Source organism: Streptomyces sp. NBC_00154 (genome assembly GCF_026342835.1).
GTDB lineage: Bacteria > Actinomycetota > Actinomycetes > Streptomycetales > Streptomycetaceae > Streptomyces.
In genome coordinates, this window is record NZ_JAPEMI010000002.1 from 1551177 (window position 1) to 1567580 (window position 16404).

The window sequence follows — 16404 nt, forward strand, 5'->3', positions numbered from 1 at the left end:
CGCAAGTCCCTTCCGGTCAGGTGCGTTCGCGGTCGAATCAGGCCGCCGGACTGGGGCACAAACTCGAATCCAGCGCCACCTCGAGACGAGCGAGTGCTCCCGTGTCGACAGGACTGTCCCTCGGAGCAGGCGGCTGGTGGTCTCGCAAAGCCCCGGCCGGTCCGGCCCAGGAGTACAAGCAGCTCCCCGAGGACGCCCGCGCAGACTCCGCGGCCTTCGCGGAACAGATGGCCGCAGACGGGTTAGCGTTCCTGTACGAGCGGATGCAGGCGGGAACGGTTAGCCGGTACGCACACCGTGCTGCATGACGGTCAAGTAGCCGGCGCCATTGGCCCGATGAAGACCACATGACCGAACCCAGCGGTGCCGCGCGGCTGCTGCCTCATACTTCGGGGTGCTGCCGCGGCATCGAGGGCCGACTATGGTCGGCTGACCGCCCTCGACAGGCGCGCACGGCATGTCGGCGATGCGAACGGCTTGGGCCCGCGGGCACAAGTGGCGTCTGTCTCAGTGGTCGCTGTGGTTGCGGTCGTGGTGGTACCAGTCCCGGCCGTCGTGCTCAAAGCGGTTCCAGTGGTACCGGTACGACCTGTCGAACTTCCAGCCGCACTCAGTGTCATCCCAGCGGTAGGAGTGACCATCGTGGCCGTACCGGGTCGCATCGGTGACGCGGTCGTCCTGGTGCCAGCCGCGGACTCCGTCCCAGCAGTAGCCCTGCTCGATCAGGTAGCTGACACCGTGGTCCCAGCGGTAGTCGGTGGCCTTGACGCTGACGGCCGGACGCTGAACGTGTGCGAAGTCAGGAGTCGCGGCCGAAGCGGTGCCCCCGGCACCGAGAACGGCAACACCCGCGACCACCACGGAGGTAGCAGTGACAGAGATGCGCTTCTTGAGCTTCATGGTCATTCCTTCCGGATTGGTGCGATCTGCATCATCAGTTGCTTGTGCAGGCGATGTGATGCGCCTGGCGTGTCTGAGCAAAGTCTTTCCATACGTCGTATGGAACTGCCTTTCATTAGTACCATACGACGTATGGAAATGTCGAGGGCGCCACACGGGAGAGGGGCTGGGGGCAACGCGCCGACGGCTGCGGTGCCCTCGTGGCGGCCGTCGGTGGTAGGTCGCTCGGCTTCGTCGACCAGAAGGACGTATGAGACGGACACGTAGTCCATAGGCGGACCGGGTGTCCGTCTCATGAGCGAAAACTGTCCTCGGCAACCAGTCACCTGGGCGTCGTGGCAGTTGCATCTGCTCCTCGACCGCGGAGCACGACCGTGGGCAGCCATCCACGCGTATGGTTTTGGCCAGCTTGGCGGCTGGTGCATGCTCACGGAGCCCGAGAATGGATGCCGCAGGTCAGGAGAACCTATTCGCGGTTCCCGTGGTTTTCCCACGGGAAAACGGCGGAGAACTGAAGCGGGCCTGAACGGGTTGATGCGGGCCAAAGCGCTAAGTATTTAGCCTGGTCAGAGGGAAATCGCAGGTCAGCGCGCCGCAAGGGGCCCACTCGCAATCGGCTCCGGCTGTCTTCGTCGGTCCCGGCTCCGACCTGCAAGCACCTTTAGAACTTGGCTGGTCCGCTATACGTCGCCAGCACCCTGGGCTCGGTGAAGACGTGTGGCAGGCGTTCCTCGGCGATGGAGCGCCGGGGAGGCCGCCTTCACGTTCATTGAACCGCGATAACGCTGATCAAGTTCGAAGTACGTTCGTCGCCGGAACTTGACTCGGATTCGCCCGAAACCCAGGCAGGCCGCTACCCAATTATTGTTGCTCCACATGACAGCCACCGAGATGGTCATCACCGAGGACTTGATCCGGGATCTGCTGCGCGAGCAGCACCCCGACCTGGCGGATCGCCCCTTGAAGCTCGGAGCGCGTGGCTGGGACAACCAAGTGTGGCGGCTCGGTGACGACCTCGCCGTCCGGTTGCCGTGGGCGACGCAGTCTGCGGACGCGCTGCTGCGCAAGGAACACGCCTGGCTGCCCATTCTCGCCCCGCAGCTTCCTCTGCAGATCCCCGTCCCGCAGCGCCTTGGTGAGCCCTCGGAACGGTTTCCGCGGCCCTGGCTCGTCACCACCTGGGTGCCGGGCGAGCCTGCCGACCGCGCCCCCGCGACGCGCGCTGCGGAGGCGGCCGTCACCTTGGCTGCCTTCCTGACAGCTCTTCACCGCCCCGCTCCCGACGAGGCGCCCGCAGGCCGAGACCGCGGGGGCCCGTTGGCCGACACCGCCGAAGGCTTCACCCAGGCGCTTGCCTCGGCCGCCGAACTGGGGCTGATTCGCGACCCGGACGCCGTCCGCGCGGTCTGGGAAGACGCCGCCGCCGCGCCCGACTGGGCAGGCCCAAGACTCTGGCTCCATGGCGACCTGCATCCAGCCAACATCCTGACCACGAACGGCACCTTCTGCGGCGTGATCGACTTCGGCGACCTGTTCGCCGGCGACCCCGCCTGCGACCTCGCCGCGGCTTGGATCCTGCTGCCGGACGGCGCCGCCGACCGCTTCCACGACGCTTACCAGCCGAGCCCGGACGCTGCGACCCTACGCCGCGCCCGCGGCTGGGCGGTGCTGCGCGCCCTCAGCGGCATCCACATCGGAGACGCCGGCGTCCACGGCCGCCCCGGAGGCAAGCCCTCCTGGGGCCCACCCGCCCATGCCGCACTGCAACGCCTCACTGCATCGGTCCACCAGTGATCAAGCATCCCGGCGGGAGGTTGCAAAACAAGCTAACCTCGCTGTTTCGGTTGGTGTGTTGAGGCGTCGGTGATCGTGAACTGTCTGCTGGCCGAGGTGTTTTCTTAGTTCGGGCATGGTGAGGTCCCGGCGCGATGGTCGGGTTCTCCGGGTCCTTTGGGTCGTGGGCGGGCAGGGGTTCGCCGGTCAGCTGGCGGGACGGGGCAGTGCGGCAAGGCGGTGGAAGGCCATGACCAGTTCGTGTCTCCAGGGCCAGGTCGCCGAGATCCGCAAGCGCAGGCGTCGGCCGCCGCGGGTGAGGCGGGCTGTGACGTGCAGCAGCCGGTAGCGGAGCTTCTTCGGCTCGGCCGTGGCCAGCTCCCCGTCCAGGAGGAGGACACGGGTCCAGGCGAGCAGGTCGATCGCGGCGAGGCTGAGTTCGAGCCAGACGGCGTTGACGCCGAAGTCGCGGGAGGGGAAGCGGCCGAAGCCGGTGGTCTTGCCGCACCGGATGTGGTCTTCGACGGTGGCATGTCCGCGGTGGCGGGCCTCCAGGAACTGGGCGGAACCGCCACCGGAGTACGGGGTGTCGGTGAGGAACACCTGGTGTCGTAGGCCCTCGTCGTGGTCGAACAGGGACAGCTGGGCTCCGGGGTGCGGCCGCTCTCGGCGCACGATGATGCGGGTGCCGGCCGGGTAGCCGTCCAGATCGACCATGCCTGTCAGTTCGGCGGTCTCGGCGCCGTCACGCAGAGTCCTGTCCTGGTCCAGGGCGGGATGCCAGAGGCGGTCGGGCATGGCGCGGACAGCGCGGCGGACCGGCTCGGTGATGGCGTATCCGACCGAGAAGAAGGTACGGATTCCTCGTTTCCGCACGTCGCGGACGTGGGTGAGGAAGGCTTTCGCGGATCCGGCACTGTCGGTGCGGATGAGGATGTCAGTGCCGTGCAGTTGAGCGTCGGGGATCTGTGCGAGCGCCTGGTCGAGCACCGTGATGTGGTCGCTCGCGGTGTTGGCACCGGCGTTTCCGGGACGCAGTCGGCCTGACAGTGCCTCTCCGGTGTTGGCCAGGAGGCACAGCAGCGGGTGGAAGCCGAAGCCGCCTTTATAGGTGGGTGCGGCCTGCTCCTTCTCGGAGTGGCAGGTGATCAGCGTGGCGTCGAGGTCCAGGACCAGCCCGGGCAGAGCCGCGCGGCCGAAGGGACCTGAGCGCGGTGGAGTACGCGGCAGTCAGTCCGGTGGCGTCAGCAAGATCGGTCAGCAACCGTGCCCCGGCATGACCGACCACCCCCGAACCGTCGGCACTGACATGGACCCTGGGACGCAACCCGATACTCTGCACGTAGAAAGTGCCCTCCGCCTGGACCGACAGAACCCCTCAGCAAGGTTCATCGTTCCAGGTCAGGAAGGCACTTTCGCGTTTTCGCCCCAACAGCCGCCGTACCCAAGGGGAGTGTCATGAATCAGGTGTGTGCTTCCCCGAAGGAGTCACCTGATGAGTACGACGACGGATCACCTGATCGAGGCCGCTGACGGTGTGTCGCTTGCCGTGGCTGGTGAGAGCATCGAGGGTGCCGACGTGAAGTCGATGCCGGTATCCGAGAACGGTCTGTCCAGCGAGCTGCTGGAGGAGCTGGCCGCGCTGGCGGCCGAGAAGGTGCGCCTAGGAGGGCTGCGGTTGATGGGCGAGGGCGGGCTGCTGCCCGAGCTGGCCCAGCATCTGATGCAGGCCGCCCTGGAGGCCGAGATGGATGTGCATCTCGCGGCGGAGGCCGGGCGGGCCGGCGGCCGCGGTTCACGCTCGGGCGGCAACATGCGTAACGGCTACCGGGCCAAGAAAGTCATGACGGAGGTCGGCACGGTGACCGTGCAGGTCCCCCGGGACCGCCTGGGCACCTTCACCCCACGGTTGTTGCCCAAGTACGCCCGCCGGACGGGTGCGCTGGACGAGATGGTCCTGTCGCTGACCGCGAAGGGCCTGACCTCCGGCGAGATCGTCGCCCATCTCTCCGAGGTGTACGGGATGACGACCACAAAAGAGACCGTCTCCACCATCACCGACAAAGCTCTGGAGTCGATGGCGGAATGGCGCACCCGCCCGCTCGACGCGGTCTATCCGGTGGTCTTCATCGACGCGATCCACGTCCGTATCCGCGACGGGCACGTCGCGAACCGACCCGTCTATGTGGCCATCGCGGTCACCGCCGACGGCTACCGGGAGATCCTGGGACTGTGGGCCGGCGACGGCGGCGAGGGCGCCAAGTACTGGCAGACCGTCCTGACCGAGATCAAGAACAGGGGCGTCCGCGATGTGTTGATGCTGGTCTGCGACGGCCTCTCCGCCCTGCCCGACGCGGTGAACACCGTCTGGCCGCAGACCGTGGTGCAAACCTGCATCGTCCACCTCATCCGCGGCAGCCTGCGCTACGCGTCCCGCCGCGACTGGGCCGACGTCGCCCGCGACCTCAAGCCCGTCTACACGGCCGTCAACGAGGAGCAGGCCCGGCAGCGACTGGCCGACTTCGACGGCACATGGGGCAAGAAGTACCCGTCGATCACCGGGATCTGGGAACGGTCCTGGAGCGAATTCGTTCCCTTCCTCGGCCTCCCGGACGCCATCCGCCAGGTCGTCTACACCACCAACGCCATCGAGTCGCTGAACGCCCGATACCGACGCGCGGCCCAAGCTTGCGGACACTTCCCCAACGAGACCGCCGCCCTCAAGCGCCTCTACCTGGCCACCCTCGCCCTCGACCCCACCGGACGCGGCCGCCAGCGCTGGAACAACCGCTGGAAGAGCGCGCTGAACGAGTTCGACCTCCTCTTCGACGGCCGCCTCACCGCCGGACGGGTGTAGACCAATCAGCCCACCGAAGAACCTGTAGGCCAATCAGACGAATCACACCTCATTCCTGATAGACCCTACCCAAGCGAAACGGCGAGGTTAGCCTCAATACCGGGACTCTGTTGGTGATCTTGTGGGGGTCAGGTGACGGCGGTGCAGAGGGCGTGGAAGTGGCTGGGTGCTCGCCGGGGGCGCGTAGGGTCGGCGATCCAGTCGGTGATGCGGGTGACGTTGCAGGCCAGGCCGGTCAGTACGTGCTGGACGTGCGTCTTGGGCAGGCCTCGGTAGCGTGTCCGGCGCAGGCCGCAGGTGCGGACGTTCTGGGAGAGGGTGGCTTCGATGCCGGCGCGGATCGCGTAGCGGCGCTGCCAGTCTTCGGTGCGCTGGTCGAGGCGGTTGCGCTGCTGGATCTCGTGCAGTTCGCGGGTGGGCAGCAGTGCGAGCGAGCGCGGACCACTGACCGCCTTGGTGCACTGGGGTCGGACGGGGCAGGCCAGGCAGGTGGCCTTGTCGAACTTGACCTGGATGTAGTTGTGGCCGCTGATGTGCAGGGGACGCCACTCGCGGCTGACGGTGCCCTGGGGGCAGGTGGCCTGGCAGCGGTCCCAGTCGATGGCGAAGGCGGCCTTGTCGAAGCCGGCCCCGCTTTTGGCCTGGTGGCTGTGGTCGGGCACGACCGGGCCGAGCAGGGTGATGCTGTGTACCCGGTGAGCGCGTTCAATCTGCGCGGGGCTGATGTAGGCGGCGTCGACGGCGTGCTCGGCCGGGATGAGGCCGACCTGGGCCAGATCGTCGTGGATCTGGGCGGTGAGTTCGCCGTCCTGGACCGGGGCGATCGTGGTGGCCACATGCACGACCACCTCCGGCAGGTCTGACGTGCACGTCTCGGTGAAGTGAGTGCGGTAGCCGGACCAGGCGGTGTCACGTTTGACGCAGTAGTGCGCGTCGGTGTCGTACGGGGAGTCGAACCGCAGCGATGCCGGAGGCAGCGCGTGTCCGTCGCGCCAGCGCAGCCGCCCGCGGGTATCCCAGACGTAGTGGTGCACCCAGACCTGGCGCAGGATTTCCACCTGCGCCAACGCCCGGAGCTGGGGAGGGGCGTCGGCCGCCCACGCGGCGGCCAGGACCTTGTGTCCGTCCCGGCCGAAGGTCTCGGCCAGCGCGGTGACCCCGGCCTTCCCGCCGGGCACCTTGCCGATCTCGATCTTGCGCCCGTAGCGCTTGTCCCACTCCGGCTCGACCAGCGGCAGCAGCCAGTCCGGGTCCGCCTGGGCGAGCTGCTCGAGGGCGGCCCGCAGGCTCTCGCCGACCAGCTCCAGCCGGCTGAGCGTGCGCACCGCCGCAAGCACATGGGTCGCATCCGTGCGTTGCCGACCGCCGGATTTAAGCAGCCCGGCCTCGGTCAGCCGATGCAGCATCACTCGCAGCAGCCGGTCGGCCGCGTCGTCCTGGGCCAGCCTGGCCCGGAACTCGCACAGCACCGAGTGGTCGAAGCCGGGATCGTTCAACTCCAGGCCCAGGGCGTACTTCCAGTCGATCCTGGTGCGGACCGCGTTCGCGGCCGCGCGGTCCGAGAGGTTCTCCGCGAACTGCAGCACCGACACCAGCGCCAACTGCCCAGGTGACAGTCCCGGACGACCGTCCTTCGGATACAGGTCAGCGAACTCGCCGTCCTCGAACACCACATCCAGCCGGTCCCGTATCAGCATCGCCGGCGTGCCCTTCGGACACGCCGCCCACGCCGTCACCATTGTCCGCGTCGGTATGCGCTGGAAACTCCTGGCCCGCAAGGACATCTCCGCCCCTCTCCCCGAAACCACCCCGCTCCACTCCAGCGAACCGCCGAACGGACGACCTGTCAGCACCCCACACAAGATCGCCAACAGAGTCCCGGTATTGAGGCTAAGGGCTGTCCCGTAATTGGTCTAAAGGGCGGTTGCGATCAGAGGACGCCCCCCGCACAAGGTGGCCAAGCCCTGATGACAGGATGGCCGCCCCGACGATCCTGAGGGGCCATGGTCCGTGCATACGCCTGCCGACTACCTCGAACTGGCGCGTGTCGAGAAGGACAGCTCCGTCCTGCATCGACTCGCGCGATGTCCGTACTCCTTCGTCTGGCAGGCGCTGGCCGCGAATCCCCATACGGCGCCCCACACCCTGCTGGAACTGAGCGCGGCCCAAGATAGTGTTTGGAACGACAACAGGCTCCTTCGCCTGCTGGCGGAACATCCTCGCGCGGACTGCACAGTGTTGCGAGCCGTCCGTGATGCCGCGGCGGCGAAGCTCGCCGAGGGCGAACGGCCCTATGCCGCGGTGCTCGCGCTGGCAGGAAGAATGGAACTTGCGGCGGAAGAGGTGCGACAACTCGGGGCTCTCCGTGGAGCTTCTGCTCGGCTGCGTAGGCAGCTTGACCGGCGCCTGGAGCTCCGCGCTTGATTCATTGCCCAACTCGGCCGGTTCCGGATGGAACGATCTTGGTGTGACTGGAGTGATCAGGGCGGCGGAGCCGTCCTGTATATAGCCGCTCCCGCCCCTCACCGAGCAGCCCTGACGTTCAGGGCTGGCAACTCCCCTCACTGGGGGAGCGGGGCCAGCCGTGTACGCCCGGGACGGCTCCGAGGTCGTCACGAATCCCAGCGCGGCGGAACTGCGCGGTACGTGGCGGTGGGACTTCGAGGACTCTATGCGCAAGATCCTTCGCACCGGTCGTTGAGCGACGTATTGGCCTGCAGGCGCAGACAGTTGCTCGGGCTTGGGGGAGGGATGAGGACTCCGTCCGCGAGGCGTTCGCTGAGGCTCACGCGGGCGCGCTCCGGATTTGCTCCCTCAACTCCGAGGCCGGGACAGCCCGTGAGTCCCCGCTCCGCCCTGGTCTTGATGTGGCACGCGGGTTGATCGCAAGCGGGCGTCAGACGAAGGGCATTGACTCGACCCATTTGGCGCGCCAGGCGGGCGGAGTGAACGGATCCGCGAAGTACTGGGTCTCGTGGACGACCTTGCCGTCGCGGAATTCCATAATGCTGATGGTGGATGCGGGTTTCCCATCGTAGTCGATCACATATTCGGTGATCCAAAGATCCCCGCTGCCGAGAATTCGACGGATGGTGAAGGTGAGCTTGGCAGGATGGTTTGAGCGCAGCGCCTGGAGATTGCGGCGGCCGTGGATGCGCTCACCCGACTGGGGATAGTCGGTGATGACATCGTCGTGATAGATCTCGTGCTCGACGTCTTGGTCGCCGGCAGCAGATGCTGCCCAATGCCGGTCCAGCGCCGCTCGGGTCTCCTGGTCTCCCATTGCGTTCCCTCCGATCGCAGAGGTATCGGACGAGAATCCATCCGGTCTGCCAGCCTTGGGAATCAGAGTAACCCCGGCAGCGGTGGCCGACACGTGCACTGTTGCGCCGTCTACGGGGTCTATCGAATGCGCGGTCACAGTCAGAGATCTACTTTCGATACACGCCCTACTCGCCCAAGACAACGAAAGGGGCTCCGAATGTCCGAGGCCCTTTTCCTTAGGCCTTGCCTGGCTCGGGCGTTATCCCCGTGACCGAAGGCGTAGCGGATCGATTCACCTGACCTGTGGTCAGACGCGGTCGTGGTCCCCGCGGCTGCCTTGTTCTTGATGTGGGTGCGCTGCCTGGAGCGCGGTGGCGACACCCCTGCCAAGCCGTCCCCCCGACGAGGTCGACGGGGAGGACGGCGAGACCTTCGTCGGGTCCCCCCGGAAATCCCACGAGGACCTGCCTCTGGCGCTACACCACCTCTACCGAGGGGCTGCGGAGTGCTCCGCGTGGCCCTCGCCGAGTACCTCCCCCTCCCCTCCATCAAGGCCGTGAAGGGGGTGCTGGACGGGGCCGGTATGCCCTTCCGCCTCGGGGTGCGAACACCGGCCGGGGAATGGGCCCGGCGCCCACCACCACGAGGAGGGGCCCCAGGGGGAGGGTTGGTGCAGGCCAAAGCCAACGCCAACAACGCCGCCAGGCCCCCGGAGAGGAGTTGAGTGCATACCGCACCGAGTGGACGCGGGAGGGGCTGGAGAGGGGCACCGGATTGTCCCGGACACCGACCGGGGTTAGCTGCCTGGAAGATCGAATTCCGCCGCACCGACTGAACTCGAACAGCACTCTCGGTTTGTGATCCGGTGCGTTCCGTGGCTAATGGAACGGAAGGTCCGTCATGATGGGAAGTGTTCTGGAATGAAGGAGGGAACGATGTACGCCTGCCGGCGCACCCAGTGCCGCACGACCTCGCCGACGGTCGTCACGCGCCACGGCCTCAACGAGGAGTGGACCAAGCGCCGGCGCTTCTTCCACGGCGGCCACGTCGCCGACGGCGAGCAGGTGATGGAGCCGGACAAGTTCAACGTCTTCGACGTCCCCCGGGAGCGGTGGGTCGTCGGCACGCTGATGATCGTCGTCATCCTGACCGGCATCCTGTCCCGCTTGCTCTAGCGGCCCCCGTACGCTCCCCGCCGTAGACTTATGAAGGGAGCTTGAGCCTTGCCAGACGTCCCGTTCAGGCCCCCGCGAGATTGATCCCGCCAGGTGTGGGATTGGAGTTTCCCACGGCTCCGGCCATCGTGGGCTCTCTCTCCAATGAGCGGAAGCCCCTGCCTCGCTTTGTGAGCGGTGGAATCCTCTCAGGAAGGACGTGGGCCAGATGAGCCACCTTGTGAGCCAGGTGCCCATCAGTGACATCACAGTGGCCGCTTCGGCTGTGCGCTGGATTTTCCCCGTCTGCATAGCGGTGGTCGTAGTCGCTGTTCTGCTTGGCCTCGTCTGGTGGGACGCGCGCCGTCGGTCTCAGGCACGACAGCAGGCCGAGCGTTCCTCCGGAAGCCGGCGGTCTTTTCACGGCGAAAACGTGAGGGATGTAGATGATTTCGGAGAAGGTCTCAGCCCATATGAGATCAACCGGCCCTCTTCGACAAGGGACGTACCCAAGGATGACAACGGTGGGGCTTTTGGCAGTGGAGGACCTGGCGGCTGACGGGTCGGCGACATCGGCGGCACTTGCCGAGATCGTCACGCGGTCAAGATCTACTTTCGATACACGCCGTAGGAGGTCACGGCAGCGGCTGTCAGGGAGCTGACGAGCGATGGACCGATGTCTCTGCTCTGCCCGACCTGGTAGTGGGCACGTTCCATGACAGCGAGGTTCCGTGGCAGTGGCCGCAAGACGGGCTGATCGTCTCACCGCCCTGAGGTGCTCGTCAGCTGTTGGTACAGCTCCCAGGTGGCGCGTTCCACCCAGTTGTGCTGCAGCTTGCCGTCCTCGCGCACCGCCCAGACGGCCGTACCACTGAAGGAGATCGGCCGCCCGTCGGGCTCGGTGCCCAGAAGCCCATTGTTCCTCCCGCGCACGATCCACCGTGACGCCACCCGGCTCCCGTCCTCGTTCTGAAAGGACTCGACGACCTCGAGCCTCAGATCGTGGACCTGGTCCAGGAAGGCGGCGACCCACGACTTGAATTTCTCGCGGCCTTCGATGGATCCGCCGGGGTTGGTGATGACGAAGTCCTCGACGACAAAGTCGTCGATCTTGTCGGGGTTGTGGCCGTTCCAAACCTCCTCCCAGAACGCTTCGACGATCTCCACGGAGTTCCTTCGTGCCACGGGGACTCTCCAGACCTCTGAGCATGCGCTACTTCCAAAACACGCCTTGGTCCCAGTCTGGCGCGGGCGGGACAGCCCTGACTCCTTCCGGATGTCGGGACAGCCCTGACTCCTTCCGGATGTACAGGGCCTACGTCACACCGCTTCGTACCGGTGGGCCGGGCCGCCGCGCCATTCGATCCACTGCGGGTCGTCGAGGCAATGCTCGGCGTCGTAGATGCCGGCACGCCGGAGGAGTTCGATCAGGGCGTGGTCGTCGTGGACGAGGCCGGCCATCTCATCGTTGATGGTGACCACCCGGCCACCGGCCGGTGCAGAGCGGTGCACGACTATCGGGGTACTCATCCGTCCAGAGTGCACCAGGCTCCTGATCGCAGCATCCCGAGCTCAGGGCTGCCGTCGCCCGTCTGACTGACGGATATTTTTGTCCCTACTTGCACGGACTGGTTATAGGTACTCCTGCCGCCCGGTCTACGCAAGTCTCAGCGGCTGACCGCGACCGGGCGGCGATCCCGCCCCCTTCGGGGAACGGGGCGGTCTGAACCGCCCCGGTTCGAATAGAGACTCGATTCCATGTAAGGATTGAGTCATGGCACGCCCCTCCTCCTATCCCCTTGAGCTGCGCAAACGAGCGGTCCGCATGGTCGCCGAGGTCCGCGGTGATTACCCGAACGAGTCGGCCGCGCTGAAGACGGTCGCCCAGAAACTCGGCATCGGCTCGGCCGAGACCCTGCGGAACTGGGTCAAGCAGGACGAGATCGACTCCGGTCGGCGGCCCGGCACGACGTCGGAGGAGTCCGCGGCGATGAAGGCCCTGAAGAAGGAGAACGCCGAACTCCGCCGCGCGAACGACATCTTGAAAGCCGCGGCAAGTTTCTTCGCGGCCGAGCTCGACCGGCCACACACACGCTCGTAGCGTTCATCGACGAGCACCGGGCCCGCTTCGGCGGTGTCGAGCCGATCTGCCGCGTGCTCACCGAGCACGATTGCAAGATCGCCCCTTCCACCTACTACGCCCACCACAAGCGGCTGGCCGAGCCGTCCGCGAGGACCGTGCGCGACGCCGGGCTGAAAGAGAAGATCAAGGAGATCTACGCGTCCAACTACCGCGTCTACGGGGCGAGGAAGATCTGGCGCGAGCTGAACCGCCAGGACATCCCGGTGGCCCGCTGCGCGGTCGAGCGGCTGATGCGCGAGCTGAACATCGCCGGCGCGGTGCGCGGCAAGAGGGTCATCACCACGATCCCGGACGAGAAGGCCGAGCGGGCACCGGACCGCGTCGAGCGCGACTTCGTCGCCGAGGCGCCCAACCGCACCTGGGTCGCGGACTTCACCCACGTGGCGACCTGGGCGGGCGTCGTCTACGTCGCCTTCGTCGTGGATACCTTTTCACGTCGCATCGTGGGCTGGTCCGCCTCCACATCGAAGGAGACCCAGCTCGTCCTGGACGCGCTGGAGATGGCACTGTGGCAACGCGACCGCGACCAACACCCGTATACGCACGGCGAGTTGATCCATCACTCCGATGCCGGGTCGCAATACACGAGTTTCCGTCTCGCCGAGCACCTGGATGCCGCCGGTCTCGCGGCGAGCATCGGTTCCGTCGGGGACGCACTGGACAACGCCCTGATGGAATCGACCATCGGTCTCTACAAAACCGAGTTGATCAAGCCGCAACGGCCCTGGAAGACGCTCTCCCAGGTCGAGCTGGCCACCGCCGAATGGGTCGACTGGTACTGCCACCGGCGCCTCCACGGTGAAATAGGCCACGTCCCGCCCGTCGAGTACGAGAACAACTACTACCTCGCGACCACGAAACCCCAGGTCACAACCGCTATCTGAGCTCTCTACCGAACCCGGGGCGGTTCAGTCTGGCCTGTGGGGCGGGCGGGGGTTTCGTCAGGCCGCGTCGACGGACAGCTTGAAGGGGCGCCCCACTCTGCATCTCGCGCACGTCTTCGGCATGGACGAAAAGGCCGCCATCCGTTACGCGGAGTCGGCACGCGTGCTTGTGGCTGAGGCTGCCGAGCAGCGATCGCAGTGAAACTCGCTCGACCGGTTACCTCCTTGAAGAGACCCTGTGGGCATGGAGTTTTTCTGTTACCACCGCGACCGGCCCGGCTCCGTGGAGTTGCGCGACGAGCTGCTGGAAGAGCATTGGTCCTATATGGACCGGTACGCGAAAGAGATGATCGTCCGGGGCCCGACCCTCGCCGGAGACACACCCACCGGCAGCGTGCACATCGTCGATCTGCCCGATCCCGCCGCCGCCCGGGCGTTTGCCTTCGACGAGCCCGGCTACCAGGCCGGCGTGTACCGGGACGTGCTGGTGCGACGGTGGCGCAACGTGCTGGGGCGCACCATGTGGGACTTCCCCGGCGGCCGGACCGGTGGCAACCGGTACCTGGTGCTCGGCCTCGGCACGGGGCCTGCTGCCGACCTCGCGGTGCCGCCCGACCGGGACGAGCTGATCGGCTACGGACCGCTGCTGTCCGATGACGGCGCCACCTGGCTGGGTACTGCGGCGTTGGTCCGGGCGCCGGACCCGGACACTGCGCGCGCCATCCTGACCGCGGACCGGTACGCCGACATCGAGGTGCACAACTGGCAGTTCGGCGGGCGGCCGTCATGACCCGAGGACGTCCAGGCCGATGTCACGCCGAAGCCCTTCGGATCGTTCGGCATCCTCGTGTTTCACCCGAACCCACGGGCACGTCTGCCTGACGCACACCGGTGGGCCGTGGGTTAGTGCTGAAGGACCTTCGGTTTCCCTGAACCCACGGGGATCATGGGCCCGGAGTCCCATCTCAGACACCAGCCGAAAAGTGGCAGTCGGGACTTCGTGACCTCGGTCCGGGCTGCCCCTCCTGTGCCTTCGGCGTACACCACGTTCCTGGTTGGCGCGGCGAGCGCCGGCCAGCCGGAGCGGCCTTGGTGGTGGCCATCCAGTACGTCCAGTACGCCCAGCGGACGTACCGGATGGCATCACAGCCGAGAGTGCACGTCCGGCCATTGGGTCGATGTGGTCTCACCGCGCGCTCCGGGCCTGCACAATTTGGCTTGTGATGGATGACGACCCGTACCTGTGGCTGGAAGACGTTGAGGGTGAGGCCGCGCTCGAGTGGGTGGCCGAGCGGAACGCCGAGACGGAGGCCGCGCTGGCTGTCGGCGCCGGGTTCGCTTCCCTGAAGGAACGCCTGCGGGAGGTGTTGGACGCACCGGAACGTATCCCTTACACCACCCGTCGCGGAGTGTTCCTTTACAACTTCTGGCGGGACGCCGAGCACGTGCGTGGTGTGTGGCGGCGTACGACGCTGGAGCAGTACCGCAAGGATGCTCCGGAGTGGGAGGTCCTTCTCGACGTCGACGCGCTTGCTGCCGCGGAGGGCGAGAAGTGGGTGTGGGCCGGTGCGCGGGTCCGCCATCCCGATTACGACCGGGCACTGGTGTCTCTGTCGCGCGACGGGGGTGATGCCGTTGTGGTCCGCGAGTTCGACCTCGCCACTGGGGCTTTTGTCGAGGGCGGGTTCCAGGTGAGGGAGGCGAAGACGTGGATCGGCTGGATCGACGCCGACACCGTCTTCATCGGCACGGACTTGGGGCCGGGCTCGCTGACCGACGCCGGCTATCCGCGCACGGTTCGCAGGTGGCGACGCGGCACGCCGTTGGAGGAAGCCGCCCTGGTCTTCGAGGCCGAGACGGGAGATGTGTCGACCCGGGGCTGGCGCGACACCACACCGGGTTTCGAGCGGGACTTCGTCGGCCGGTCGCTGGACTTCTTCCGCAGCGAGGTGTACCTCCTGACCCCCGACGCCACGCTCGTCAGGATCGACGTTCCCGACGACGCCACTACCTCTGTCCATCGGCAGCATCTGATCGTCACCTTGAAGTCCGACTGGCTCGGACAGAGGGCGGGCTCTCTGCTGGCGTTCGACTTCGACGCTTTCCTGGCGGGCGACCGCTCCGCGGAGGTGCTGTTCACCCCGGATGAGCGAACGGCTCTGGCCGGGCACTCATGGACCCGCCACCATCTGATCCTGGAGACGATGCGCGACGTCAGCACCCGCATCGAGGTCCTCACCCCCACCCCCGTCGGTGGGTGGGCACGCAAGCCGCTCGCGGACGTCCCGGCGCTGTCCGCCGTCACTGTCGTGGACACGGACCCGGACATCTCCGACGAGTACTTCCTGGACGTGTCAGGGTTCTTGCAGCCCTCCACCCTCTACCACGGGCAGATCGGCGCCGACACGGAGATCCTCAAGCAGGCTCCGGCCCGCTTCGACACGGCCGGTCTGGCGGCGGAGCAGTTCTTCGCGACCTCTCAGGACGGCACGCGGGTGCCGTACTTCGTGATCGGCGCCGACCGTTCCCCCACCGGCCCCGGCCCCGCCCTGCTCTACGGCTACGGCGGCTTCGAGGTCTCCCTCACCCCCTTCTACGACGCGGTGACGGGACGGGCGTGGCTGGAGCGCGGCGGCACCTACGTGATCGCGAACATCCGAGGTGGCGGCGAGTTCGGACCGGACTGGCACCAGGCCGCGCTCGGCGCGGACCGGCCGCGCGCCTTCGAGGACTTTGCGGCCGTCGCCGCAGACCTCGTCGCGCGGGGCATCACCACCCCGGCCATGCTGGGTGCCGCAGGGGGCAGCAACGGCGGCCTGCTCATGGGCGCGATGGTCACCCGCTACCCGCAGCTGTTCGGCGCGATCGTCGCTCAGGTACCGCTGCTGGACATGCTTCGCTTCCATAAGCTCCTCGCCGGCGCGTCCTGGATCGCCGAGTACGGCAACCCGGACAACGAGGCCGATCGCCCCCACCTCCGTACGCTCTCCGCCTACCACCAGCTCAGCGCAGACCAGGCCTACCCGCCGGTGCTTCTGACGACCTCCACCCGTGACGACCGCGTCCACCCCGGCCATGCCCGCAAAGCGGCCGCACGGCTGCGCGAACTCGGCCACCCGGTCCTGCTCCACGAGAACACCGGCGGTGGCCACGCGGGCGCCAGCGACAACGAACAGTCCGCCCACAACAACGCCCTGATGCATACCTTCTTCTGGCGGCACCTCGCACAACCGGTGCCGCCCGCCGTCGGCTGACGGGGCCGGATCACCTGGACGGTGAGGGGCTGCCACTGAGGGGATCGCCGCTGAGCCGGCCGCAAGGACGAGTGCCGGGCTTGGAGTCGGGCCGGTGGCGTCGGGCGGTTGGTCAATCAACTCGGTGGACAAGGAACTCTGGATCACTCCGCGGCCTTGCCCTCGTGTGCGCTCC

General features: G+C 66.9%; 13 protein-coding genes and 1 pseudogene. 8 read left to right on the plus strand and 6 right to left on the minus strand.

Annotation, left to right across the window (positions count from 1 at the left end; translation table 11 throughout):
• Positions 1-507: 507 nt before the first annotated feature.
• Positions 508-900 carry a hypothetical protein gene (locus tag OHA03_RS43805; RefSeq protein ID WP_267009473.1) on the minus strand — a complete coding sequence of 131 codons (393 nt, stop codon included), beginning with the start codon at positions 898-900 and terminating at the stop codon, positions 508-510.
• 876 nt (positions 901-1776) lie between these two features.
• Between OHA03_RS43805 and OHA03_RS43810 the strand changes: the two genes are divergently transcribed.
• Entirely contained in the window at positions 1777-2694 is a 918-nt protein-coding gene (locus OHA03_RS43810) for an aminoglycoside phosphotransferase family protein (RefSeq protein WP_267009474.1), read from the plus strand.
• 186 nt (positions 2695-2880) lie between these two features.
• Here OHA03_RS43810 and OHA03_RS43815 read toward each other — a convergent pair.
• Positions 2881-4015 (minus strand): annotated as a pseudogene (locus tag OHA03_RS43815) (IS1380 family transposase).
• A gap of 246 nt (positions 4016-4261) precedes the next feature.
• On the opposite strand from OHA03_RS43815, the gene OHA03_RS43820 reads away from it, so the two are divergent.
• Positions 4262-5530 (plus strand): IS256 family transposase, encoded by a 1269-nt coding sequence (locus tag OHA03_RS43820; RefSeq protein WP_267008273.1) that lies wholly within the window; start codon positions 4262-4264, stop codon positions 5528-5530.
• Positions 5531-5658: 128 nt separating this feature from the next.
• Here the strand turns inward: OHA03_RS43820 and OHA03_RS43825 are convergent, their stop codons facing one another.
• The gene (locus OHA03_RS43825) at positions 5659-7314 is read right to left on the minus strand and encodes an IS1182 family transposase (RefSeq protein ID WP_267009475.1); all 1656 of its coding nucleotides are present in this window, start codon (positions 7312-7314) and stop codon (positions 5659-5661) included.
• A 226-nt stretch (positions 7315-7540) separates the two neighbouring features.
• Between OHA03_RS43825 and OHA03_RS43830 the strand changes: the two genes are divergently transcribed.
• Positions 7541-7954, plus strand: a complete 414-nt coding sequence (locus OHA03_RS43830) for a hypothetical protein (protein WP_267009476.1) — start codon at positions 7541-7543, stop codon at positions 7952-7954.
• Between the two features lie 472 nt (positions 7955-8426).
• Here OHA03_RS43830 and OHA03_RS43835 read toward each other — a convergent pair whose 3' ends face one another.
• The gene (locus tag OHA03_RS43835; protein ID WP_267009477.1) at positions 8427-8813 is read right to left on the minus strand and encodes a nuclear transport factor 2 family protein; all 387 of its coding nucleotides are present in this window, start codon (positions 8811-8813) and stop codon (positions 8427-8429) included.
• A 916-nt stretch (positions 8814-9729) separates the two neighbouring features.
• On the opposite strand from OHA03_RS43835, the gene OHA03_RS43840 reads away from it, so the two are divergent.
• Entirely contained in the window at positions 9730-9969 is a 240-nt protein-coding gene (locus OHA03_RS43840) for a hypothetical protein (RefSeq protein WP_267009478.1), read from the plus strand.
• A gap of 208 nt (positions 9970-10177) precedes the next feature.
• The gene (locus OHA03_RS48190; RefSeq protein ID WP_354006174.1) at positions 10178-10507 is read left to right on the plus strand and encodes a DUF6479 family protein; all 330 of its coding nucleotides are present in this window, start codon (positions 10178-10180) and stop codon (positions 10505-10507) included.
• 203 nt (positions 10508-10710) lie between these two features.
• On the opposite strand, the gene OHA03_RS43845 is transcribed toward OHA03_RS48190, so the two are convergent.
• Positions 10711-11133 carry an ester cyclase gene (locus tag OHA03_RS43845; RefSeq protein ID WP_267009479.1) on the minus strand — a complete coding sequence of 141 codons (423 nt, stop codon included), beginning with the start codon at positions 11131-11133 and terminating at the stop codon, positions 10711-10713.
• 135 nt (positions 11134-11268) lie between these two features.
• Positions 11269-11478 carry a hypothetical protein gene (locus OHA03_RS43850; RefSeq protein ID WP_267009480.1) on the minus strand — a complete coding sequence of 70 codons (210 nt, stop codon included), beginning with the start codon at positions 11476-11478 and terminating at the stop codon, positions 11269-11271.
• A 244-nt stretch (positions 11479-11722) separates the two neighbouring features.
• Between OHA03_RS43850 and OHA03_RS43855 the strand changes: the two genes are divergently transcribed.
• The 3 genes from OHA03_RS43855 to OHA03_RS43865 all read left to right on the plus strand — a co-directional run bounded on the left by OHA03_RS43855 (position 11723) and on the right by OHA03_RS43865 (position 16229).
• Positions 11723-12975 (plus strand): IS3 family transposase gene (locus OHA03_RS43855; RefSeq protein ID WP_267007396.1). Its coding sequence is split into 2 segments (ribosomal slippage): positions 11723-12002 and positions 12002-12975, totalling 1254 coding nucleotides; the frame shifts between segments, so codons are not numbered across the junction.
• 244 nt (positions 12976-13219) lie between these two features.
• Positions 13220-13765, plus strand: coding sequence for a YciI family protein (locus tag OHA03_RS43860; RefSeq protein ID WP_267009481.1), 546 nt, complete (start codon positions 13220-13222; stop codon positions 13763-13765).
• A gap of 433 nt (positions 13766-14198) precedes the next feature.
• Complete coding sequence (locus OHA03_RS43865; protein ID WP_267009683.1) at positions 14199-16229, plus strand: prolyl oligopeptidase family protein; 2031 nt, start codon at positions 14199-14201, stop codon at positions 16227-16229.
• The last annotated feature ends 175 nt before the right edge of the window (positions 16230-16404 follow it).

Excerpts from the sequence above, each read along its gene's own strand:
- OHA03_RS43860 (WP_267009481.1), top strand. The coding sequence starts at position 13,220 with ATGGAGTTTTTCTGTTACCACCGCGACCGGCCCGGCTCCGTGGAGTTG.
- OHA03_RS43810 (WP_267009474.1), top strand. The coding sequence starts at position 1,777 with ATGACAGCCACCGAGATGGTCATCACCGAGGACTTGATCCGGGATCTG.
- OHA03_RS43820 (WP_267008273.1), top strand. The coding sequence starts at position 4,262 with ATGCCGGTATCCGAGAACGGTCTGTCCAGCGAGCTGCTGGAGGAGCTG.
- OHA03_RS43835 (WP_267009477.1), bottom strand. The coding sequence starts at position 8,813 with ATGGGAGACCAGGAGACCCGAGCGGCGCTGGACCGGCATTGGGCAGCA.
- OHA03_RS43850 (WP_267009480.1), bottom strand. The coding sequence starts at position 11,478 with ATGAGTACCCCGATAGTCGTGCACCGCTCTGCACCGGCCGGTGGCCGG.
- OHA03_RS43840 (WP_267009478.1), top strand. The coding sequence starts at position 9,730 with ATGTACGCCTGCCGGCGCACCCAGTGCCGCACGACCTCGCCGACGGTC.
- OHA03_RS43805 (WP_267009473.1), bottom strand. The coding sequence starts at position 900 with ATGAAGCTCAAGAAGCGCATCTCTGTCACTGCTACCTCCGTGGTGGTC.
- OHA03_RS48190 (WP_354006174.1), top strand. The coding sequence starts at position 10,178 with ATGAGCCACCTTGTGAGCCAGGTGCCCATCAGTGACATCACAGTGGCC.
- OHA03_RS43825 (WP_267009475.1), bottom strand. The coding sequence starts at position 7,314 with ATGTCCTTGCGGGCCAGGAGTTTCCAGCGCATACCGACGCGGACAATG.
- OHA03_RS43865 (WP_267009683.1), top strand. The coding sequence starts at position 14,199 with ATGGATGACGACCCGTACCTGTGGCTGGAAGACGTTGAGGGTGAGGCC.